The organism is Actinomadura formosensis, from assembly GCF_050948385.1.
Taxonomy (GTDB): domain Bacteria; phylum Actinomycetota; class Actinomycetes; order Streptosporangiales; family Streptosporangiaceae; genus Spirillospora; species Spirillospora formosensis.
Window position 1 is genome coordinate 5,257,287 of sequence record NZ_CP192011.1, and the last position, 19,815, is coordinate 5,277,101.

At 72.7% G+C, this 19,815-nt stretch carries 21 protein-coding genes; 9 read left to right on the top strand and 12 right to left on the bottom strand.

Annotation, left to right across the window (positions count from 1 at the left end):
- Positions 1 to 5 precede the first annotated feature (5 nt).
- Entirely contained in the window at positions 6 to 1,025 is a 1,020-nt protein-coding gene (locus tag ACQP1N_RS24780; protein WP_067804689.1) for an LLM class F420-dependent oxidoreductase, read from the top strand.
- 33 nt (positions 1,026 to 1,058) lie between these two features.
- On the opposite strand, the gene ACQP1N_RS24785 is transcribed toward ACQP1N_RS24780, so the two are convergent.
- The 4 genes from ACQP1N_RS24785 to ACQP1N_RS24800 all read right to left on the bottom strand — a co-directional run bounded on the left by ACQP1N_RS24785 (position 1,059) and on the right by ACQP1N_RS24800 (position 5,027).
- Entirely contained in the window at positions 1,059 to 1,850 is a 792-nt protein-coding gene (locus tag ACQP1N_RS24785) for a methyltransferase domain-containing protein (RefSeq protein WP_433226919.1), read from the bottom strand.
- Positions 1,851 to 1,962: 112 nt separating this feature from the next.
- Positions 1,963 to 2,181 carry a hypothetical protein gene (locus tag ACQP1N_RS24790; protein WP_131732455.1) on the bottom strand — a complete coding sequence of 73 codons (219 nt, stop codon included), beginning with the start codon at positions 2,179 to 2,181 and terminating at the stop codon, positions 1,963 to 1,965.
- A gap of 177 nt (positions 2,182 to 2,358) precedes the next feature.
- Positions 2,359 to 4,356: an FtsX-like permease family protein gene (locus ACQP1N_RS24795; RefSeq protein WP_433226921.1), complete on the bottom strand. Its 1,998-nt coding sequence runs from the start codon at positions 4,354 to 4,356 to the stop codon at positions 2,359 to 2,361.
- Positions 4,356 to 5,027 (bottom strand): ABC transporter ATP-binding protein, encoded by a 672-nt coding sequence (locus ACQP1N_RS24800; protein ID WP_067804719.1) that lies wholly within the window; start codon positions 5,025 to 5,027, stop codon positions 4,356 to 4,358. Before ACQP1N_RS24800 ends, ACQP1N_RS24795 begins: the two co-directional genes overlap by 1 nt.
- Before the next feature lie 160 nt (positions 5,028 to 5,187).
- Here ACQP1N_RS24800 and ACQP1N_RS24805 point away from each other — a divergent pair, with 160 nt between their 5' ends.
- From ACQP1N_RS24805 to ACQP1N_RS24820, 4 genes are all read left to right on the top strand, one after another.
- The gene (locus ACQP1N_RS24805; protein ID WP_067804677.1) at positions 5,188 to 6,402 is read left to right on the top strand and encodes a sensor histidine kinase; all 1,215 of its coding nucleotides are present in this window, start codon (positions 5,188 to 5,190) and stop codon (positions 6,400 to 6,402) included.
- Positions 6,403 to 6,415: 13 nt separating this feature from the next.
- A complete protein-coding gene (locus ACQP1N_RS24810; RefSeq protein WP_084263347.1) occupies positions 6,416 to 7,063 on the top strand; it encodes a response regulator in 648 nt (215 codons plus the stop codon).
- Between the two features lie 82 nt (positions 7,064 to 7,145).
- Positions 7,146 to 7,484, top strand: a complete 339-nt coding sequence (locus ACQP1N_RS24815; RefSeq protein WP_433226924.1) for a hypothetical protein — start codon at positions 7,146 to 7,148, stop codon at positions 7,482 to 7,484.
- Between the two features lie 99 nt (positions 7,485 to 7,583).
- On the top strand, positions 7,584 to 8,264 hold the full coding sequence (locus ACQP1N_RS24820) for a DUF4328 domain-containing protein (protein ID WP_067804672.1): 681 nt from the start codon (positions 7,584 to 7,586) through the stop codon (positions 8,262 to 8,264).
- Positions 8,265 to 8,301: 37 nt separating this feature from the next.
- On the opposite strand, the gene ACQP1N_RS24825 is transcribed toward ACQP1N_RS24820, so the two are convergent.
- Together ACQP1N_RS24825 and ACQP1N_RS24830 are read right to left on the bottom strand one after the other, a co-directional pair.
- On the bottom strand, positions 8,302 to 8,577 hold the full coding sequence (locus tag ACQP1N_RS24825; protein WP_131732456.1) for a DUF6504 family protein: 276 nt from the start codon (positions 8,575 to 8,577) through the stop codon (positions 8,302 to 8,304).
- A 104-nt stretch (positions 8,578 to 8,681) separates the two neighbouring features.
- A complete protein-coding gene (locus ACQP1N_RS24830) occupies positions 8,682 to 8,954 on the bottom strand; it encodes a hypothetical protein (RefSeq protein ID WP_067804668.1) in 273 nt (90 codons plus the stop codon).
- 318 nt (positions 8,955 to 9,272) lie between these two features.
- Here ACQP1N_RS24830 and ACQP1N_RS24835 point away from each other — a divergent pair, with 318 nt between their 5' ends.
- From ACQP1N_RS24835 to ACQP1N_RS24850, 4 genes are all read left to right on the top strand, one after another.
- Complete coding sequence (locus tag ACQP1N_RS24835; RefSeq protein ID WP_433226926.1) at positions 9,273 to 9,965, top strand: TetR family transcriptional regulator; 693 nt, start codon at positions 9,273 to 9,275, stop codon at positions 9,963 to 9,965.
- A gap of 76 nt (positions 9,966 to 10,041) precedes the next feature.
- Positions 10,042 to 11,004 (top strand): quinone oxidoreductase family protein, encoded by a 963-nt coding sequence (locus ACQP1N_RS24840; RefSeq protein ID WP_067804664.1) that lies wholly within the window; start codon positions 10,042 to 10,044, stop codon positions 11,002 to 11,004.
- Between the two features lie 72 nt (positions 11,005 to 11,076).
- A complete protein-coding gene (locus tag ACQP1N_RS24845; RefSeq protein WP_131732457.1) occupies positions 11,077 to 12,378 on the top strand; it encodes a DUF4389 domain-containing protein in 1,302 nt (433 codons plus the stop codon).
- A gap of 77 nt (positions 12,379 to 12,455) precedes the next feature.
- Positions 12,456 to 14,174, top strand: coding sequence for a serine/threonine-protein kinase (locus ACQP1N_RS24850; RefSeq protein ID WP_131732458.1), 1,719 nt, complete (start codon positions 12,456 to 12,458; stop codon positions 14,172 to 14,174).
- Here ACQP1N_RS24850 and ACQP1N_RS24855 read toward each other — a convergent pair.
- From ACQP1N_RS24855 to ACQP1N_RS24880, 6 genes are all read right to left on the bottom strand, one after another.
- Complete coding sequence (locus ACQP1N_RS24855; protein WP_433226929.1) at positions 14,171 to 15,130, bottom strand: alpha/beta hydrolase; 960 nt, start codon at positions 15,128 to 15,130, stop codon at positions 14,171 to 14,173. The genes ACQP1N_RS24850 and ACQP1N_RS24855 overlap by 4 nt on opposite strands.
- A 71-nt stretch (positions 15,131 to 15,201) precedes the next feature.
- On the bottom strand, positions 15,202 to 15,840 hold the full coding sequence (locus ACQP1N_RS24860) for a LysE family translocator (RefSeq protein WP_433226931.1): 639 nt from the start codon (positions 15,838 to 15,840) through the stop codon (positions 15,202 to 15,204).
- A 102-nt stretch (positions 15,841 to 15,942) separates the two neighbouring features.
- On the bottom strand, positions 15,943 to 16,569 hold the full coding sequence (locus ACQP1N_RS24865; RefSeq protein ID WP_433226933.1) for a DUF1444 family protein: 627 nt from the start codon (positions 16,567 to 16,569) through the stop codon (positions 15,943 to 15,945).
- Between the two features lie 43 nt (positions 16,570 to 16,612).
- Positions 16,613 to 18,142 carry a cobyric acid synthase gene (locus ACQP1N_RS24870; RefSeq protein ID WP_067804595.1) on the bottom strand — a complete coding sequence of 510 codons (1,530 nt, stop codon included), beginning with the start codon at positions 18,140 to 18,142 and terminating at the stop codon, positions 16,613 to 16,615.
- Complete coding sequence (locus tag ACQP1N_RS24875) at positions 18,139 to 19,044, bottom strand: cobalamin biosynthesis protein (RefSeq protein ID WP_433226935.1); 906 nt, start codon at positions 19,042 to 19,044, stop codon at positions 18,139 to 18,141. The genes ACQP1N_RS24870 and ACQP1N_RS24875 overlap by 4 nt, the downstream gene beginning before the upstream one ends.
- Positions 19,019 to 19,810 carry a phosphotransferase enzyme family protein gene (locus ACQP1N_RS24880; protein ID WP_242608678.1) on the bottom strand — a complete coding sequence of 264 codons (792 nt, stop codon included), beginning with the start codon at positions 19,808 to 19,810 and terminating at the stop codon, positions 19,019 to 19,021. The genes ACQP1N_RS24875 and ACQP1N_RS24880 overlap by 26 nt, the downstream gene beginning before the upstream one ends.
- Positions 19,811 to 19,815: the final 5 nt, after the last annotated feature.

Below are 19,815 nucleotides of genomic sequence, written 5' to 3' on the forward strand. Positions count from 1 at the left end.
GGACCGTGACCGCGGAACTGAAGCTCGGCATCAATGTCGGCTACTGGCAGCGCGACCCCGACGACCAGACCGAGACGGTGCTGGCCGCCGAGCGCTGCGGCTACGACTCGGTGTTCACCGCCGAGGCGTACGGCTCGGACGCGTTCACCCCGCTGACCTGGTACGCGGCCCGCACGTCCCGGATCAAGCTGGGTACCGCGGTCGTCCAGATGTCGGCGCGGACCCCGGCGGCCACCGCGATGCACGCGCTCACCCTGGACGCGCTGTCGGGCGGGCGGATGATCCTCGGTCTCGGGGCGTCCGGCCCGCAGGTGGTGGAGGGCTGGTACGGGCAGCCGTTCCCCAAGCCGCTCGCCCGCACCCGCGAGTACCTCGACATCGTCCGGCAGGTGTGGCGGCGGGAGGCCCCGGTGACCAGCGCCGGGCCGCACTATCCACTCCCCCGTCCCGGCGGCGCCGGGCTCGGCAAGCCGCTGAAGTCGATCGTCCATCCCCTCCGGCCGGAGATCCCCGTCTACCTGGGCGCCGAGGGCCCGAAGAACGTCGCGCTGTCCGCCGAGGTCGCGCAGGGCTGGCTGCCGCTGTTCGTCGACCCGTCCCAGATCGAGCCGGTGTTCGGCGAATCCCTCCGGAACCGGCCGGACGGCTTCGAGATCGCCGCGACCGTCACCACCATCGTCACCGACGACCTCGACTCGGCACTGGCGTTCGCCAAGATCCCGCTCGCGTTCTACATCGGCGGGATGGGCGCCCGGGAGCGCAACTTCCATCTCGACCTGATCGGCCGGCTCGGCTACGCCGAACAGGCCGAACGCGTCCAGGAGCTGTTCCTGGACGGCCGCCGCGACGAGGCGGTCAGGGCCGTCCCGGACGAGCTGGCCGACGCGATCTCCCTCCTCGGCCCGCTCGGCCGCATCAAGGAGCGCCTCCAACTCTGGCGCGACAGCCCGGTGACGACCCTCCTGATCGCCGGTGTGAGGGACGAGCCGACCCTGCGCGCCCTCAAGGACCTGGCCGACTCCTGACGCGCGCCGGGGCCGGGCGAGGTGAACCCCCGGTCAGGCGCGGCAGAGGATTTCGCCGTGGGTCACCGAGTACCAGCCGTCCTCGGCGGCGGCCCACCGCTTCCAGCCTTCGTAGATGTGCTGGAGTTCCGCACGGGTCGCGTGGCCGCCGGCGATGGCGTGGTCGGCGACGGATGATCTGAGCAGGCGGCCGCCCCAGGATTCGCTCCACCATTCGCGTTCCTCGGGGGTGGCGTAGCACCAGGCGGAGGCGGACGCGGTGATGTCGGCGAAGCCGGCGGCGCGGGCCCAGGAGACCAGGCGGCGGCCGGCCTCGGGCTCGCCGCCGTTACCGCGGGCCACCTTGTAGTAGATCGGCAGCCAGGAGTCCATGCCGGGCGGGTTCGGGTGCCAGATCATGGCGCCGAAGTCGACCTCGCGCACGGCGACGACGCCGCCGGGCCTGGTGACGCGGCGCATCTCACGCAGGGCCTGGACAGGGTCGGGGACATGCTGCAGGACCTGGTGGGCGTGGACGATGTCGAAAGCGCCCTCCGGAAAGTCCAGGGCGTGGACGTCCGCCACCGCGAACTCGACGTTGTCCAAGGTCGCGGTGTTCTTGCGGGCCTCGTCCAGGACGCTCTCCGCGGAGTCGGCGGCGACGACGCGGCCCGGTGCGACACGTGCGGCCAGGCCGGCGGTGATCGTGCCGGGGCCGCAGCCGACGTCCAAGACGCTGTGCCCTGGGCGCAGGTGCTCGATCAGGTAGGCGGCGGAGTTCTCCACCGTCCGCCACTGGTGCGCGCTCAGGACGGTCTTGTGGTGGCCATGGATGTAGGGCGACATGGCCACCACGGTACGAGCCTTCTCGCAATTTGAGAAGGATGTATCAATATATGAGATGTATGGACGCGAAAAAGGGGATCGAGATGGCTCGATCCCCTGTTCGGTGTTCGGGTCAGGCCGCGACGGCGACGTGGCTGGCGGGGCGAGGCCGCGAACGGACGGGCCGCGGGACGGGCAGGGCCTCGACCGGGGCCAGCGGCGGCGTGGGCTCGGCATAGGCGTTCAGCGACGCGTGGGAAAGTTCGGTGAGCCACGGCTCCACCACGGTCCGCTCAGCGGGCCCGTCCAGCCGTGGGCGGGAGAGATGGAACGTGTCGGTCACTGCGCTCATGCCAACACCCCTTCCTTGAACCCCGGTGGGCCGCTCCAGTACGGGTACCACCGGTATGCCACATACCCTAAGTACGTGATTACAAGCCACTTGGTTCGACGCGTGTTCCCAGGTGTCTCCTAAATCACGTGGTCAACGCTACGCCGCACCTCTGACATTTTCGAACGTTCATTCGGCTCAGTCGGGGCGCGGGGCCGGGTCGAGGGTGACCGCGCGGAGCAGCGGACGGCTCAGCGCGCTCGCCCCGAGGACGCCGCCGAAGCCCAGCACGGCGAACGCGGCGAGCCCCACCAGCCCGGAGAAGCCGAAGCCCCGCGCGAACGGCAGCCCGAAGAACAGGCCCGTGAGGAGGGAGCCGCCCCCCATGACGACGAGCGGGATCAGCGTCTCCTGGCGTCTCGCCCGGTCCAGGACGGACAGCGGGGTGCCCGCCAGGCGCAGCATCGCGTAGGCCTGCCGGCGGTCCAGGACGGCGGACGCCCCCGTGATGCCCGCGCTGGTGATGGCGATCAGGAACGAGACGACGAGCACGGTGAGCGCGCCCGTCCGCAGGTCGGCGAGCAGCCGGTCGCCCGGCACGCCGTCGTCCGCGGGGGTGGTGGCGACCTTGCCGGGGACGAGGCCGGTCAGCGCCGTGCGGGCCCGGTCGACGGCGGCCGTCCCCCCGGGGACGGTGATCGTCACGACACCCGTAGTGGTGACGGGGCTGTGCGCGGCCGGCGGGTCGTCCTTCGTCTCGATCTTCCGCACCGAGACGGCGGCGGCCAGGCCGGTGAGGCGTTCGCTCGCCTGGTCCGCGACGGTCGCGGAGTTCACGTACGGGACGTCCACCCGCAGTTCGTCCGAGCGGCCGGACACGCCCGGCGGCGCGTTCAGCAGGGCGAGGAAACCGGCGATGAACCCGGTGAGCGCGACGCCGGCGACCGTCCGCCAGGCCGAGCGCGGGTCGTCCACGAGCCGGCGCCCGGCGAGCAGCCGGGCCGGGCGGCGTGCCATGCCGACGGTGAGGCGGCCGATCAGCGACACCGCGAACGGGCCGGCGAAGTTGATCGCGAGGAAGGCCGACACGAGGAAGACCATCAGCACGATCATTCCCGCCCGGCCCATGTCGATCAGCCCGCCGCCGGCCACGGCGAACGCGACCACGACGGCGAGCAGCACCACGATCCGGACGGCCCGCAGGCCCGGCGGGGTCTCCCGGCGCGCCACGCCGAGCGGGCTGACGACGATACGGCGCAGGCCGATCACGGCGCTGACGCCGACGAGGACGGGCACCGCGGCGAGGACGGCGGCGGCGAGCGGCAGGCCGGGCCACAGGTCGGCGGCGAACCAGCCGCCGCCTGCGATCGTTATCCGGGTCAGCGCCGGGATCGCCGCCGTGTACAGCAGCAGCCCGGCGACCGCGCCCGCGACGGCGGTCAGCACCGCCTCGGCCGTGGTGATCGCGACGACCTGGCCGGGGGTGGCGCCGACCAGCCGGAGGGCGGCGAGCCGGGCGTCGCGCCGGGCCACGGTGAGGCGTGCCGCCGCGCCGCCGAACACCAGCAGCGGGACGACCATCAGCACCGAGGCCAGTCCGGCGAGGAGCAGGTAGATGTCCGCGGCCCAGGAGGCGTCGGTCTCGAACCGGTCGATGCGGGACGGGGCGCCGGTCGTCCCCATGTGCTCGTTCTCGTCGCGGTGGGCGGTCATGGCGGGATCGTCCGCGGTCCGCCCGATCACGGCGACGAGTTCGCCGGGGTGGACGAGGGCGTCCCGGCCGAGCGTCCCGGCCGGGGGCGGGAACCGCCTGGCGAGCCGGTCGGCGGGCAGGTCCTTCATCAGGCGGGCCAGCGCGGGCGATGTCCAGGTCTCCCCCGGCCTCGGGAAACGCGGCATACCGGGAGGAACTGGAGCATCACCGTTGAGGGCCGCCAGCTCGACGATCGTGATCGGTTCGCCCCGGACGTAGTCGGTGGACAGCGCCTCAATCGCGGTGGGATTCGCGACCGATGCCCCTGGATGCCGCCAAGCGTCGGCATGGGCGCGCTGCAAGAACGCGTGGTCGGCGCCCACCGCGAACAGCAGCAGCCCCGTGGAGACGGCGACGGCGGCCAGGGTGAGGAGCGATCCCAGCATGCCGCGCCGACCCCCGCCGCGAAGCAGCCGCCAGGACAGCCCCAGTGCCGTGCGCATCAGGCCGCCCTTCCCAGCACGCGGCCGTCCCGGACCTCGATGATCCGGTCGCACCGGCCCGCCACGGACGGGTCATGGGTGACGACGATCAGCGAGGCTCCGTTGCGCCCGGTCGCGTCGGTGAGCAACCGCATCGTGTCGTGACCGGTCGCCTGGTCGAGCGCGCCGGTCGGCTCGTCGGCGAACACGACGGCGGGACCGGTGACGAGCGCGCGGGCGATCGCGACCCGCTGCGCCTGGCCGCCGGACAGCTCGCCCGGCCGCCGGAGCTCCATCCCGGCCAGGCCGAGCGGCGGGAACCACGTGCGCGCCGCGCGCACCGCATCCCGGCGGGCCGTGCCGTTCAGCATCAGCGGCAGCGCGACGTTCTCCACGGCGGGCAGTTCGGGGAGCAGCTGCCCGAACTGGAACACGAAGCCGAACCGGGTGCGGCGCAGCGCGCTGCGGCGCCGCTCGCCCAGCGTGTCGATCCGCTGGCCGAGCAGGTGCACCTCCCCCGTGTCCGGCTTCATGATCCCGGCGAGGCAGTGCAGCAGCGTCGACTTCCCCGAGCCGGACGGACCCATGATCGCGACGGCTTCGGCGCGGCCCACGGCCAGGTCGACACCGTCCAGCGCGACGGCCGTCCCGAACCGCTTCACCAGCCCGCGCCCGATGAGGACGCTCTCCATCATGTGCGGGGAGCCGTGCGGGGAACAGAGATCAGGTACATGCCCCCAGCCTGCGCCGGACGGCCGGCCGCCCACATCGGACACAGGTTCGGACGGGACCGGGCGGGATCGTCCGAATGGCCGATCCGCCGGTCGGCCAGGGGTCGTACGCTGCCTTGACGTGAGCGACATCGGGGCCCGGCTGGACCGCATCCACTCGGTGGGCGGCTGCGTGGTGCGCGCCGCGTACTCGGCGTTCGCGGCCCTGTACCTGCTGGTCAGCCTTGTCGCCGCCGCCCGGGCCACCTCCGGCGTCGCCGCCAACCTGTGGATGGTGCTCGTCGCCGCGGTCGCGAACATCGCCGCGGTGTCCGGACGCCTCGTCCCCTGGGCGGCCGCCGCCGGGACGCTGTCGGCGTTCACCACCCTGTACCTCGGGATGGCGGTCCGGCCGCACTTCAACGCCCCCAGCCTGTTCGCCGAGATCGGCGGCCTGCTGATCGTCATCGCGCGGGTGGTGTGGAAGGCGCGCCGCGAGCAGCTCGTCCCGCTCACGTTCCTGCTCGGCACGGCGGTCCTCGCGATACCGCTGCGCTGGGCCGTGTTCGGCGCGGTCCTGTACAGCGCGCCGCTCGGCATCACCGTGGCGATCGCCCTCGGCATCGGCCTCTACCTGCGGGCGCTGGACGCGCGGCGGTCCCGTTCGCTGGCGGCGGCGCGGCGGGACGAGCGGCTGGAGCTGGCCCGCGACCTGCACGACTTCGTCGCCCACCATGTGACGGGCATCGTCGTCCAGGCGCAGGCCGCCCGGTTCGCCGCCCAGGCGGGGGCGGGGCAGTCGCCGGAGCAGCTCGACACGATGTTCGGCGGGATCGAGAAGGCCGGCACCGAGGCGCTGACCTCGATGCGCCGCATGGTCGGCCTGCTGCGCGACGCCCAGAACGTCAACGCCCCGGACGGGGAGGCCGTCGCGGACGGCGGCGCCACGACCCGTCCCGTCGGGGACCTCGCGCAGCTGCGCGCCCTGGTCGAGGGGTTCGCCCATCCGCCGGCCGCGCTGACGCTCGCGCCCGGCCTCGGCCCGCTGCCGCCCGAGGTGGTGGCGTCGGCGCACCGCGTCGTGCAGGAGGCGCTGACCAACATCCGCAAGCACGCCGCCGACGCCGCGACCGTGCGGGTGACGCTCGCGCGGATCGGCGGCGACGTCGAGGTGGCGGTGCGCGACGACGGGCGGGGACGCGGCCGGCGGCTGCCGTCCGGCGGGTTCGGGCTCCCCGGGCTCGCCGAGCGGGTCGGCGCGCTCGGCGGGCGGCTGCGCGCCGGTCCGCGCCCGGAGGGCGGCTGGGAGGTCGTCGCGTGGTTGCCCGCCGGAGGGACGCCGGGCCGGGAATGCTGACAGAATCGCTCTCGTGGCCATCCGCGTACTTGTCGCCGACGACCAGGAGATGGTCCGGACCGGATTCCGGATGATCGTCGATTCACAGCCCGACATGGAGGTGGTCGGGGAGGCCGCCGACGGCGCCGAGGCCGTCGCGCTGGCCCGCCGGCTCCGTCCCGACGTGTGCCTGTTCGACATCCGGATGCCGAAGGCGGACGGGCTGGAGGCGACCCGCGCGCTGGCCGGCCCGGGCGTCCCCGACCCGCTCCGCATCGTGATCGTCACCACGTTCGACATGGACGAGTACGTGTACGGGGCGCTGCGCGGCGGCGCGGTCGGGTTCCTGCTGAAGGACAGCGGGCCCGCACTGCTGGTGGAGGCGGTCCGCGCGGCGGCGACCGGCGGGTCGCTGGTGTCGCCGTCCATCACCGTCCGGCTGCTGGAGCGGCTCGCGAGACCGCGGCCGGCGCCCGTGCCGCCGCGCGAGCCGCTCACCGACCGGGAGCTGGACGTGGTCAGGCTCGTCGCCCGCGGCCGGACGAACGAGGAGATCGCCGGGGAGCTGTTCGTGTCGCTCTCCACGGTCAAAACGCATCTCGGGAGCGTCCACCGCAAGCTGGGCACCCGGAACCGGGTGGAGACGGCCGCCTGGGCGTGGGAGTCGGGCCTCATGACCTGACCCGCGGCGAACGCACGGGAAGACGGGATACGGGGCACTCGGGGGAAGGAACACGGCACTGGCACCGGAGTCGCTGAACGGCATGCCCGTGACCGTCCTGGTCATCTGGGGTCTGTGCGGCATCGGCTGGGGCGTCGTCCTCCTGCGGCTGCGCAGCGGCCTGCACGGCCCGGCCCGCGGGGCCGCGCTGTTCGCGCACACCGCGACCCCGGTCGCCGTCGTCCTGTTCTTCTCGCTCATCGGGTTCGGTTCGCTGTACGCGACGATCGCGCTCACCGCGCAATGGTGGGCGCTGCTCGCGGTGACCGGTTTCCGCCCCGAGCGGCTGGTGGCCACGGGCGGCCTCGGCAGGCTCGCCGCCTGGGCGGCCGTCACCGCCGGCTTCGCCTGTTCGGCCGCGGAGTTCATGTTCCGCGTGTGACGATCGGTGGGCCCCGTCCGCGAACCCTCGTGAGGCCGCGGCAGTCAAACGTACGTAGTATCCGAAGCAGCTAGGCGCAAAGGCCGAGGGAGGCTGATCATGCCGTGTGCGTTGTGCGGCGACATCATCCCGACCGAGGTCGACCGGTGCCCGGCGTGCGGCGCGTGGGCGCGGCGCCGCGACTTCCGCGCGGTCGGCGTGGCCGTGTTCATGCTGCTCGGCTTCAACGCGTTCGTCGCCCTCGGTTCGGGGATCAGCCTGCTGAGGATCGCGCATCCGCTGCGCGGGGCGACGCACGACAGCTATGACGCGGTGACCACCGGCAAGGCCCTCGCCCCCTACACCGACGTGTTCACGATCGGGACGATCATGGCCACGGTCACCGGGCTGCTCTACCTGACCTGGCTGTGGCGCGCGTTCCGGCAGTCGCCCGGCCCGCACCGGCACCACCGCGCCTGGGTGCTGCTCGGCTGGTTCATGCCCGTCGTCAACCTGTGGCTGCCGCCGCGGATGGTGTACGAGGTGTGGGTCAACAGCGGCCGGTACCGGATGACCGAACGCCACGCCGCCGGGTTGGTCGTGGCGGGCTGGTGGGTGTGCGCCCTTCTCGGCCTGCTCCTCAGCCACATGTTCGCCCACGGCAGCGTCGACACCCTCGCCGACGCCCGCTTCGACGTCCACGTGGGCGTGGCGGCGGCCGCTCTCCAGGCCCTCGCCGCCGCCCTCTGCATGGCCACCGTCTTCCAGATCACCCGCCTCCAGCTCGGCCGCGAAGGCTAGGGGCGGCGCCGGAGCCGCGGCCCCGGGGACGCACGCGTCAGTCCCACATCCGGGAGAGCAGCCAGGCGCCCGAGGCCGCGTCATGGCGCAGTTCGTAGACGCCGATCTCGCTGTCCGGGGTCGCCTCGACCCGCCAGAACTCCCGCTCCCCGGCGGCCTCGCCGGCGGGCTGCTGCTCCCGCCACCAGTCACGGGTGGTGACCCAGTGCTCCAGCACCCTCCGGACGGCGTAGAGCCGGCCGCGCCAGACGAACCGGACCGGGCGGCCGTCGTTCGTCCAGACGTCCACCGGATCACCGAACACGCGTGTCATCCGCCTCACCCTCCCGCTCACCGCACGGGGGAAGGGCATGCGGCTTCGAACAAATGTTCGCATCAAAGTCTAGGGAAGCCGCCGCTCCGGGAGCAAGGCGGGGGTCAGTCCAGCAGAGCCTTGATGCGGTCGGCGGCCAGGAGGAGGTCGGTCACGTCGGCCATGCCGCCGTTCGCCCACAGGTACGACCAGCCCTCGCCGGTCGGGGTCGCGACCACCATGAGGCGGCGGCGGGTCCGCGGGCCGTAGACGACCAGCAGGGCCTGGCCGGGCCCCGCGAATCTGCAGGGCAGGCCCCGGGCCTCGATCTCACGCGCGAGCGCCACGAGGTGACGCCGGCGCACCTCGGCGATCTCTTGTCCACCGACTACAGACATCAGCCGCCTCACCGTGGTCCGAGCCGCCCCGATGACCTTGGGCGATCATCCGGCGACGAATGGTGACCGGTTCTCAGCATGACTCGAAAAACGCGGTTGTGCAGGGAGAATCCGCAGAGTGGGACGGCCGGTACGGCATTCTCACGATCCTGGTGCCCGGAATGAGAGTGAAGCGTGTTCTCCCGGTGCGCCAATTACCGTGGAAGGTGTCTTCCGGTGGCCGGAACCCGCCCTGCATGCGGAGGCTCCGTCCGTGATAGAAGCCTCTGTGAGCCGGGCGGCCCGTGCCCGTGTCAGGCGGATAGAAGGAGCGAGCCGATGAGCGCCGTCTCTGCCGGCGACCCGTCAGGCCCCACATCAGGCCGCACGTCAGGCCGCGTCCCGGCGCCGGACCGCGCGCTGGCCGGGCTTCGCGAGCGCAAGAAGCAGCGGACCCGGCTCGCGCTCATCGACGCCGCCCTCGAACTGTTCCTCGCCAAGGGCTACGAGGCCACGACGATCGACGAGATCGTGGCGGCGGTGGAGGTGTCGCAACGGACGTTCTTCCGTTACTTCGCCACCAAGGAGGATGTGGTCACGAGTTTCCTGACCGAGCACGACCAGATCCTCGCGGACGCGCTGGCGGCCCGCCCGCCCGGGGAGCGGCCGTTCACCGCGCTGTTCGAGTCGATGCGCGTGGTGCTGCAGACCATCGCGGAGGGCGCCCCCGCGGACGGCGTCCGGTTCCGCCGCGTCCGCCAGGTGATCGAAAGGACGCCGTCGCTGATGGCGGCGCAGATGGCGCGGTACTCGGCGGCCGCGGAGGCGCTCGCCGCGCAGATCGCGCGGCGCGAGGGCGTCGACCTGGAGCACGACCTGCGACCGCGGATCGTCGTCGCGTTCTACCTGGCCGCGGTCAAGGTCGCGTTCGAGGACTGCGCCCGCCAGGACATCTGGGACGCCGGGACGGTCGCGGCCCGGGTGGAGGAGGCCGTCGCGCTCGTCGGCCGGACGATGCGCGACTGGGTTTGACCGCCGCGCGGGTGGAATAACCGCCGCCGGCCCCCGGTTTTTCGAGATCGTCATTTCCGAGCCGCAGGAGGACGACATGCGCGCGATCGTCATCACCGAACACGGCGGACCCGAGGTCCTGACGCCGGCGGACCGTCCCGACCCGGAGCCGGGCCCCGGCGAGGTGCTGATCGACGTGGCGGCGGCCGGCGTCAACTTCATCGATGTCTACTACCGGACGGGCGCCTACCCGCAGGAACTCCCGTACACGCCGGGTGTGGAGGCGGCGGGGACGGTCGCGGCGGTCGGCGGCGGCGTCCGCGAGTTCTCGGTCGGCGACCGCGTGGCCTGGGCCAACATCCAGGGCGGCTATGCGGAGAAGGCCGTCATCCCGGCGGACAAGGTCGTCCCCGTGCCGGGCGGCGTCGGGCTTGAGGACGCGGCGGCGTCGCTGCTGCAGGGCATGACCGCGCACTACCTGACCCGTTCGACCTATCCCGTCCAGGCGGGCGACACCGTCCTCGTGCACGCGGCGGCGGGCGGGATGGGCCTGCTGCTCACCCAGACGGCGAAGGCCCTCGGCGCCCGCGTCATCGGGACGGCGTCCACCCCGGAGAAGGAGAAGCTCGCCAAGGACGCGGGCGCGGACGTCACGATGGGATACGACGGTTTCGCCGCCCGGGTCAGGGAGCTGACCGGCGGCGAGGGGGTCGCCGCCGTGTACGACGGTGTCGGGGCACCCACGTTCGACGGAAGCCTGGCGAGCCTGCGGCGGCGCGGCACGCTGGCGCTGTACGGGTCGGCGGGCGGCGCGGTGCCGCCGTTCGACCCGCAGCGGCTCAACAAGGCCGGTTCGGTCTACCTGACGCGGCCGTCCCTCGTCCACTTCGTCGAGAAGCGCGAAGAGCTGCTGGAGCGGGCCGCCGAGGTCTACGGCTGGATCGGATCCGGCGCGGTGAAGCTGCATGTCGGGCACCGCTACGACCTCGCCGACGCCCGCACCGCGCACGCCGATCTGGAGGCGCGGCGCAGCACCGGCAAGCTCCTGCTGATCCCCTGACCGGCCCACCGGGGCCCGCCCGCTCCCTTAGGCTGGACGGCAGAGACGATCTTCCAAGGAGTGCCGCCCCCCATGACGACGACCGCCGCCGGACCGCTCGAGCGCGACGAACCCCGCGTCCTCGGCCCCTACCGCCTGCTCGGGCGGCTCGGCCGCGGCGGCATGGGGACCGTCTACCTGGGCGCCGAGCCCGACGGGCGCCGGGTCGCGGTGAAGGTCGTCAACCGGGACCTCGCCGGGGAGCCCGCGTTCCTCGACCGGTTCCGCCGCGAGGTGACCGCCGCACGGCGCGTCCACCGGTTCTGCACCGCGCCCGTGATCGACGCCGAACTCGACCAGGACCCGCCCTACATCGTCACCGAGTACATCGACGGGCCGAGCGTGGAGCGTGCCGTCGCCGAGCGCGGCCCGCTGCCCGGCTCCGACCTGGAGGGCCTCGCGGTCGGGGTCGCCACCGCGCTCGCCGCCATCCACGGCGCCGGGATCGTCCACCGCGACCTCAAACCCGCGAACGTCCTGCTGTCGTCCACCGGACCGCGCGTCATCGACTTCGGCATCACCCGCGCACTCGACGCGCCCGGCGGCCCGACCCGCACCGGGCAGTTCACCGGGACGCCGAACTACATCGCGCCGGAGGTGCTGCGGGGCGAGCCGGTCGCGCAGGCGTCGGACGTGTTCGCGTGGGGCTGCGTCGTCGCCTACGCCGGGACGGGACGTCCCCCGTTCCAGGGCGGGACGGTCGCGGAGACGTTCCACCGCGTCGGCCACGAGGAACCCGACCTCACCGGCCTCGACCCGCGGCTGCGCGAGATCGTCGCCGCCGCGCTCGGCAAGGAGCCCGGGAGGCGGCCGACCGCGCGGGAACTCCTCACCCGGCTCGTCGGTCCGGAAAAGGCCGAGTTGGAGCGCGCCACCGAGACGATCTCGATGTCCTGGCGGGGGCCGGAACCGGTCCGGGCATCGGTGCCCGAGCCCGTCCCGGACGCTCCCGCGGTGCACGCGGAGGCACCGCGACCGGGCCCCGTCCCCGAGCCGGCCCCCGCACGGGAGCCGGCGCCGGACGGGCGGGCCGTCACGGTCGACCTGCCGTTCCCTGCCGCCTGGCGGGGCCCGAGACGCTGGCTCACCCCGCTCCGGGGGCTGCTGGTCATCCCGCACCTGGTCGCGATGCTGCTGATGTACGCGGCGCTGGTCATCGTGATGCCGCTCAGCTGGCTGGTCATCCCGTTCACCGGCCGCTACCCGCGCCCCCTCTACGCGCTGGCCGTCGGCTGCCAGCGCTGGTCGAGCCGCGTCGTGGCGTACGCGTTCGGACTCACCGGCGAGAAACTGCCGCCGTTCCGCACTCTTGCGCGGGCACGGCGAACCTCCTGACGACTTGGCGCGTCCGAATGACGGCAGGCCGCTAGGGTGCTGCGAAAGACTCCCCCCGACTCCCTTCCAGGATCACGATGACCACGCACGCAGGACAGAACGGTGAGGCCCTGCGCCCCGAGGACCCCGCAGAGCTCGGCCCGTACCGGCTGATCGGGCGTCTCGGCCGGGGCGGCATGGGAACGGTATACCTCGGTGAGGACGCCTCCGGGCGCCGTGTCGCGGTGAAGGTGATCAACCGGGAGCTGGCCGGGGAGGGCGCGTTCCGGGAGCGGTTCCGCCGCGAGGTGACCGCCGCGCGGCAGGTCCGCCGGTTCTGCACCGCGCCCGTGATCGACGCCGAACTCGACCAGGACCCGCTGTACGTCGTCACCGAGTACATCGAGGGGCCGAGCCTGGAGAGCGCGGTCGCCGAGCGCGGCCCGCTGCCCGGCTCCGACCTGGAGGGCCTCGCGGTCGGGGTCGCCACCGCGCTCGCCGCCATCCACGGCGCCGGGATCGTCCACCGCGACCTCAAACCCGCGAACGTCCTGCTGTCGTCCACCGGACCGCGCGTCATCGACTTCGGCATCGCCCGCGCACTCGACGCCTCCGACGGGCCGACCCGCACCGGGCAGTTCGTCGGGACGCCGAACTACCTGCCGCCCGAACTGCTGCGCGGCGAGCAGGTGACGCCCACGTCCGACGTGTTCTCGTGGGGCTGCGTCGTCGCCTACGCCGGGACGGGGGCCGCGCCGTTCGCGGGCAACACCGTCCCGGAGATCTTCTACCGCGTCGTGCACGAGGAGCCGAAGCTGGACGGGCTCGACTCCGGCCTGCGGGACGTCGTCGCCGCCGCGCTCGACAAGGACCCGCGCCGCCGCCCGTCCGTCCAGGAGGTGCTCGGGCGGCTCGTCGGCAACGGGACCACGGACCCGGCGACGCTCGCCGAGACCGTCCAGGCGGGCTGGCACCGGCCCGCCGCCGGACCCGCCACGCAGCCGGCCGCCGCGCCCACGGCGTTCCAGCAGCCGGCCGCCCCGCACGGCACCGACACCACCCGCCGCGACACCCGCCCCGGTCCCGGCCCCCGGCCGGGCGGCGGGAGTCTTCCCCGCCGCCCGCTGCTCATCGGGGGCGCGGCCGTCGCGGTGCTCCTGCTCGCCGTCGTCGGGCTCACCGTCCTGCGTCCGGACGGCCCGCCCGACGACCTCGCGACCGCGTTCAGCGACGCGTTCTCCAACACCGGCTCCAACTGGGGCGACATGTACGACAACACCTACGGCTACGAGAACGGCAAGTACCGCATGCAGACCAGCACCACCGCCGGTGAGGTCGCGCGCTGGGTGCCGAAGGCCAGGGTGGAGGACTTCCCCGACCCGATCCTGGCGACCGTGACGGTGTCCGTCGAGCAGGGTGCCGCGGACAGCATGTTCGGCCTGCTCTGCCGGGCGACCGGAGAGGACAAGAACAAGAAGCAGTACATGTTCCTCGTCCGCCACGACGGCAAGGGCGCGGTGCTCCGCAAGGTCAACGCGGACCGCGGCACGAAGGACCTCGCGACCCCCGACTCCGTTCCCGGCTTCGACGCCAAGGGGCCGAACAAGGTGCAGGCCGCCTGCGAGGGTCAGGAGAAGGACGGCCCGAAGGTCCGGCTGCGGCTCTGGGTGAACGGCGAGAAGGTCATCGACGAGACCGACACCGACCAGCCGCTCCCCAACGGGTGGGTCGGGCTGCAGATCCAGCGGGGCGGCAACGCGGCCGAGCAGATCGTCGCCGACTTCGACGACTTCGACATGTCGAAGATCCGCGGCTAGGCCCCGGCGGGCAGGTAGCCGTTCGTCCAGCGGGTCAGCTCCTCGAACACCCGGGTGCGGGCGGGTTCGGCGGACAGCACCAGGTCGTGCAGGCCGCCCTCGATCCGGACGAGCGTGACATGCCATCCGATCCTGGGCGCCCAGCGGGCCATGTGCTCGACGTCCAGGACGGCGTCGGCGCCCGTCACGTCCAGCACCCTGCGGGTCGGGCGGATGCTGCGCGCCGACGCCATCACGAGGACCGGCACGTCCACGTCCAGGCCCCGGTGCAGGCGGAGCTGACCGCGGCGGACCGCGGCGAGCCACGCCGCCCGCACCGGGAACCCGAGCAGCGGCTTCCAGCCGAGGTCGAAGTCCCACTCGCCCTCGTGCTCGCGGTGCAGGCTGCGCGGATACAGGTCGGACACGCCCGCCGGCAGCTTGGCCTTCGGGAACCGTGACCGCAGCGCCCGCGCGAGCCCGGCGCCCGCCTTGCGCATGAGGAGCGGCTCGGCGAGGTCGAAGAACGGGCTGTTGAGGAACAGGCCGTCCACCAGGCCCTTGCCCCGGACCCTGTCGGCCCACAGCACGGCGATCAGGCCGCCGGTCGAGTGGCCGTTCAGCAGAAGCGTGTCGTGGCCGTCCACGTCCCGGATGATCCGGACCGCCTCGTCGATCTCCGGGAAGTAGTCCGACAGGCTCTCGACGTAGTTCGGCGTCTGGTGCGGACGCAGCGACCGCCCGTACTTGCGCAGGTCGAGCGCGTAGAAGTCGAAGCCGAGGTCCATGTAGAAGTCGGCCAGGTGCTTCTGGAAGAAGTAGTCGATGAAGCCGTGCACGTACAGCACCGCCCGCCGGGACGGGTCGGTGCGGCGCCGCCGCACGAGCGTCGCCACGACCTCGCCCTCGGCGTCCCGGCCCATCGGCAGCTCGATCGCCTCGTATCCGGGGCCGAGCACGTCGTCCGTCACGTCCACGCTTCCTCCCATCCGCAGAGTCCCAGCGTACGGGTGGAGGGCCGGCGTCCCACAGCCGGGCGAGGCGGGGTTCAGTCCTTGCGGCCGGTGGCGGCGATGGTGACGCCGAGGCCGATCATCATCAGGCCGCCGGTGCCGCCGAGCACGGCGAGGCGGCGGGGCGAGCGGGCGAGCCAGTCGCGGGCCGTCCCGGCGGCGATGCCCCACACGCTGTCGCTGAGTAGCATGATGACCGCGAAGACCGCCCCGAAGACCGTCATCTGGAGCGGGACGTGCCCCTGCTCGCGGACGACGAACTGCGGCAGCACGGCCGCGAAGAACACCGTCGTCTTCGGGTTCGTGACGCCGACGACGAAGCCCTGCCGGAGCGCCCGGCCACCGGCGGCGCCCGGACCGTCCGCGCCGATGGCCTCCCGCAGCGAACGCCGGTGCCGGATGGCCTGGACGCCGAGGTAGACGATGTAGACCGCGCCCACGATCTTCAGCGCGGTGAACACGACCACGGAGCGTTCCACGAGCGATCCGATGCCGACCGCGACGGCGACGGTCAGCACGAGCGCGGCGAGCACCCCGCCGACGACACCGGCGAGTGCGGTGCGGCGGCCGTGCGCCAGCGCCCGGCCGACCACGAACAGGACGGACGGCCCGGGGATGACGATGATGGCCAGCGCCACCGCCGAGAAGGCCAGTAGCTGATGCAGCGAAACCATGTCGGCACAAACTACGCCGCATGTCCGGCGTTCCCCACCGGTTATCCGAGCGAGCGGAGCGGCATGCCGGCACGGCGCGTGCCGCCCCCTCCGTGGTGCCCTTCAGCTCGGGAGGACGTCCCACACACCGCCGCGGCGCACCATCAGGTTGTGGGTGAGCAGGTTCCCGGCGGGCACCTCCCACGCGGGGTCGGCGGCGTCGCGGTCCTGGGCCCACACCTGCGCGACCGCCCAGCGCAACCGGTCGATGCCGTCCGGATGGCCGGTTCCGGACGCCACGAACACATCGCGCGCGGGCACCGCGACGACGAGATCGCCCTCCACGTCCTGGGCCAGCTTCTCCAGGAACCCGTCGTCCAGCAGAAGCCCCGACTCCAGGGTTCCGCGCCCGGCCGCCCCACCGAGCGACACCGTCACGGCGCGGACGTCGGGGTACCAGCTGAGGCCCAGCTCCGGCCGCAGGTCGCGCAGGTTGATCACCGCGCGGCGGCGCAGCTCGCCCGGCGCCACGCCCAGCTCGGCGCAGTGCCGGCGGGCCACATGCTCGTAGCGGCGGCCGGACGGGGCGCCCTCGTCGGCGATCTCCAGCGCGTAGGTGATGTAGAGGTCACCGGCGAACGGGTCGCGGATCGGCTCCTCCTCCGCGGGCAGCGGGAACTCCAGCTGGATCTCGGCCGGCACCCGTGCCTTCAGCAGCGGGACGATGAGACTGGACCGCGGCTCGGTCACGGAACGTTCCTCCTGATGCCTGTTGCGGCCTGAGTGGCTCACCCTACCGCCGCGGCGGGGACGTCCGTGCGTGACCGGACGGCGCCTCCGGTGCCCCGCCGGGAGGGACTACCGGCAGGCCCGGCGGCGCGCCCCGCTCGATGATCCGCCACACGGCGCCGGTGTCGAGGTGCTCCTCGACGAGATCGCCGAGCGCGTCCAGGGTCGCCTCCCGCAGCGCCGCGAACGACACGCCGGGCGCGGGGGTGAAGTCCCTTTCCGCCCGCTCGGCCACGTCCTTGAGGAACGCCCTTCTGAACCCGTCGTTCTCCATGGCGCCGTGCCAGGTCGTCCCCCACACGGCGTCCTTCCGGCAGCCGTCCAGGAAAGGTTCTCCCTGCGCGGTCACGATTCCGTGGTGGATCTCGTAGGCATGGACGTCCTCGCCATAGGCGCGTCCCGTGGGCCGCCCGAGGGTCTTCTCCTCCCCGAATTCGACTCGCGCGGGCAGGAGCCCGAGACCTTGGACGCGTCCGGCCCTGCACTCGACGTCGTCCACGATCTCTTCGGCGAGCATCTGGTAGCCGCCGCAGATACCGAGCACGGGCCGCCCCTCTTTGGCCCGCTTCTCGATCTCGTCGGCCATTCCCCTGTCGCGAAGCCAGGCCAGGTCGTTCACCGTGGCCCTGGTGCCCGGCAGGACGACGAGGTCGGCCTCGGCCAGATCCCCCGCGCTCGCCGCGTACCGGACGACGACCCCCGGTTCGCAGGCCAGGGCGTCCATGTCCGTGAAATTCGAGATGCGCGGGAACCGGACGACGGCTATTCGCAGCGTCTCTCTCCCGTACGGCCCCTTCGCGTCCGGCCTCGGCGCATCCAAGGCCAGGGTGTCCTCGGAGTCGAGATACAGCCCGAGCTTCCACGGCAGCACGCCCAGCGTCGGGCGCCCGGTCAGCATCCGCAGCTGTTCCAAGCCCGGCTCCAGCAGTTCGTGCGCGCCCCGGAACTTGTTGATGACGAACCCGGCGACGAGAGCCTGATCCGCGGGCTCCATCAGGGCGACCGTCCCGTACAGGGACGCGAAGACACCGCCCCTGTCGATATCGCCGACGACGACGACCGGCAGTTCCGCCGCCCGCGCCAGCCCCATGTTCACGATGTCGCCGGCCCGCAGATTGATCTCGGCCGGGCTCCCGGCGCCCTCGCACACCACGACGTCGTACTCGGCGCGCAACTCGGCGAGACTCTCCAGGACCACGCCCTTGAGCCGTTCCTTGTGCCGCCCGTACTGCAGCGCATCGACCTCCGCCACCGGCCGCCCCAGAAGGACGACCTGACTGCGCCGATCACTGCCCGGCTTGAGCAGCACGGGATTCATGACGGCCCTGGGCTCGACCCCCGCCGCCTGGGCCTGCATGTACTGCGCCCGCCCGATCTCCGCCCCGTCCCCCGTCACCATCGAATTCAGCGACATGTTCTGGGCCTTGAACGGCGCGACCTTCACCCCCTGCCTGGCCAGCCACCGGCACAACCCCGCCGTGACGACGCTCTTCCCCGCATCGGACGTCGTCCCCGCCACGAGGAGCCCGCTCACCGCAGCACCCCGATGACGGCCGCCGCCGCGAACGTGACCGCCGCCGACAGCCGGACGGCCCTCCTGATGTCCCGCACCTCGGGAGCCCTGCCGTCCCCCATCTCGGGCCGCCGCTCGACCCGCCCCCCGTAAGCGTTCACGCCCCCGAGCCGCACACCGAGCGCCCCGGCGAACGCCGCCTCGACCCGTCCGGCATTGGGACTCGGATGCTTCCTCCCGTCCCTGCGGAGAACCCGCCAGGCCCCGCCCCCCGAGCAGGCCACGACCAGCGCCCCGGTCACCCTCGCGGGAACCCAGTTGGCGGCGTCGTCAAGCCGGGCCGCCGCCCACCCGAACCGCTCATACCTCGGATTCCGGTACCCGACCATCGCGTCGAGCGTGTTCACCGCCCGGTACATCAGCAACCCGGGAATGCCCGCCACCGCCCCCCACAGCAAAGGAGCCACCGAAGCGTCCGACGTGTTCTCGGCGACCGACTCCACAACCGCCCGGCTCACCCCGGCGGCGTCCAGCCCGTTCGGATCCCGTGCGCACAGATGCGGAAGCCGTTCCCTGGCCGCCTCCAAATCCCCCCGCTCCAGCACCCGGGCCATGACGAGCCCCTCACGCCCGAGCGACGTCCCCCCGAGCACGGCCCAAGTGACCCCGGCCGTGGTGAGAGCGTGCACGACAGGCCGCCGGCTCACCTTCTCCAACACGACACCGACCGCACCCGCGCCCCCCACGAGAACCCCGGCATGGACGATCCCACGCCACCGGGAATCCGCGTAAACGCACCGCTCGACGACCCCGGCGACACGCCCGAACCCCGCGACCGGATGCCACCGCCGCGGATCCCCCAGAAAGGCGTCGAGCACGGCCCCCAGCACGAGCCCCTCAGCAGAGACACGCATCAAGCTCATCCCAGTGCCTCTCCAGCCAGTCCTGCGCCCGCCGAATCCGCGGCCCCGCGCCGCCCTGCCAGATCCGGGCCCATCCCCCACCGCGCTCCGCCCTCTCCCTCATCGCCCGATACGACCGCTCGAACCTCACCCGCGCCGCCGGCAGCACGTCCCGCCGCAGCTCACGCTCCAACCCGTACGCATCACAGAAGACCCGCAGCCTCCGCCCCACATCGGCCCGGTACAACAGCGCATCCCGATCGGCCGGATCCTCGATGGGCCCCCAATGCCGCAACGCCGTGACCACATCGAACAACCGCGTAGTGGGCCGCGCCAGATCGAAATCGATCAGCGCCGCGGGCACACCGGCCCGGAAGACGACATTCTCCGGGGTCACATCGCAGTGCCCGACGACTTCGGGCTCCCCGTCCATATTGGAGGTGTCCTCGTCCCAGTACGTCCCCTCCGGCACCTCATAGGACGCGACCGCCTCGTGGTACCGCCGCAGCAGCCGCCCGACACCCCGAAGCGCGTCCTCCGAAACGACATACGCCGCGAGCGGCCGATGCGGTACCTCCCCCGGCACCCAGCTGAGCACCTCCCGCCCCCGCTCATCGACCCCCAGCACCCGCGGCGCCGCGTCGAACCCCACCTTCTCCAGATGCCGCAGCAACCCGTGCACGGCCGGGCTGTGCGCCCGCAACGGCCTCCGCACCGTCTCCCCGACCCGCACCACACCCTCCGACACGTCCCCGCCGGAGAGCGGCACCTCAATGTCCACCGCCACAGCAC

Coding starts and splice junctions, on each gene's coding strand:
- ACQP1N_RS24785 (WP_433226919.1), bottom strand. CDS start 1,850: ATGTCGCCCTACATCCATGGCCACCACAAGACCGTCCTGAGCGCGCAC.
- ACQP1N_RS24790 (WP_131732455.1), bottom strand. CDS start 2,181: ATGAGCGCAGTGACCGACACGTTCCATCTCTCCCGCCCACGGCTGGAC.
- ACQP1N_RS24795 (WP_433226921.1), bottom strand. CDS start 4,356: ATGCGCACGGCACTGGGGCTGTCCTGGCGGCTGCTTCGCGGCGGGGGT.
- ACQP1N_RS24800 (WP_067804719.1), bottom strand. CDS start 5,027: ATGGAGAGCGTCCTCATCGGGCGCGGGCTGGTGAAGCGGTTCGGGACG.
- ACQP1N_RS24815 (WP_433226924.1), top strand. CDS start 7,146: ATGCCCGTGACCGTCCTGGTCATCTGGGGTCTGTGCGGCATCGGCTGG.
- ACQP1N_RS24820 (WP_067804672.1), top strand. CDS start 7,584: ATGCCGTGTGCGTTGTGCGGCGACATCATCCCGACCGAGGTCGACCGG.
- ACQP1N_RS24825 (WP_131732456.1), bottom strand. CDS start 8,577: ATGACACGCGTGTTCGGTGATCCGGTGGACGTCTGGACGAACGACGGC.
- ACQP1N_RS24830 (WP_067804668.1), bottom strand. CDS start 8,954: ATGTCTGTAGTCGGTGGACAAGAGATCGCCGAGGTGCGCCGGCGTCAC.
- ACQP1N_RS24835 (WP_433226926.1), top strand. CDS start 9,273: ATGAGCGCCGTCTCTGCCGGCGACCCGTCAGGCCCCACATCAGGCCGC.
- ACQP1N_RS24840 (WP_067804664.1), top strand. CDS start 10,042: ATGCGCGCGATCGTCATCACCGAACACGGCGGACCCGAGGTCCTGACG.
- ACQP1N_RS24845 (WP_131732457.1), top strand. CDS start 11,077: ATGACGACGACCGCCGCCGGACCGCTCGAGCGCGACGAACCCCGCGTC.
- ACQP1N_RS24850 (WP_131732458.1), top strand. CDS start 12,456: ATGACCACGCACGCAGGACAGAACGGTGAGGCCCTGCGCCCCGAGGAC.
- ACQP1N_RS24860 (WP_433226931.1), bottom strand. CDS start 15,840: ATGGTTTCGCTGCATCAGCTACTGGCCTTCTCGGCGGTGGCGCTGGCC.
- ACQP1N_RS24875 (WP_433226935.1), bottom strand. CDS start 19,044: ATGAGCTTGATGCGTGTCTCTGCTGAGGGGCTCGTGCTGGGGGCCGTG.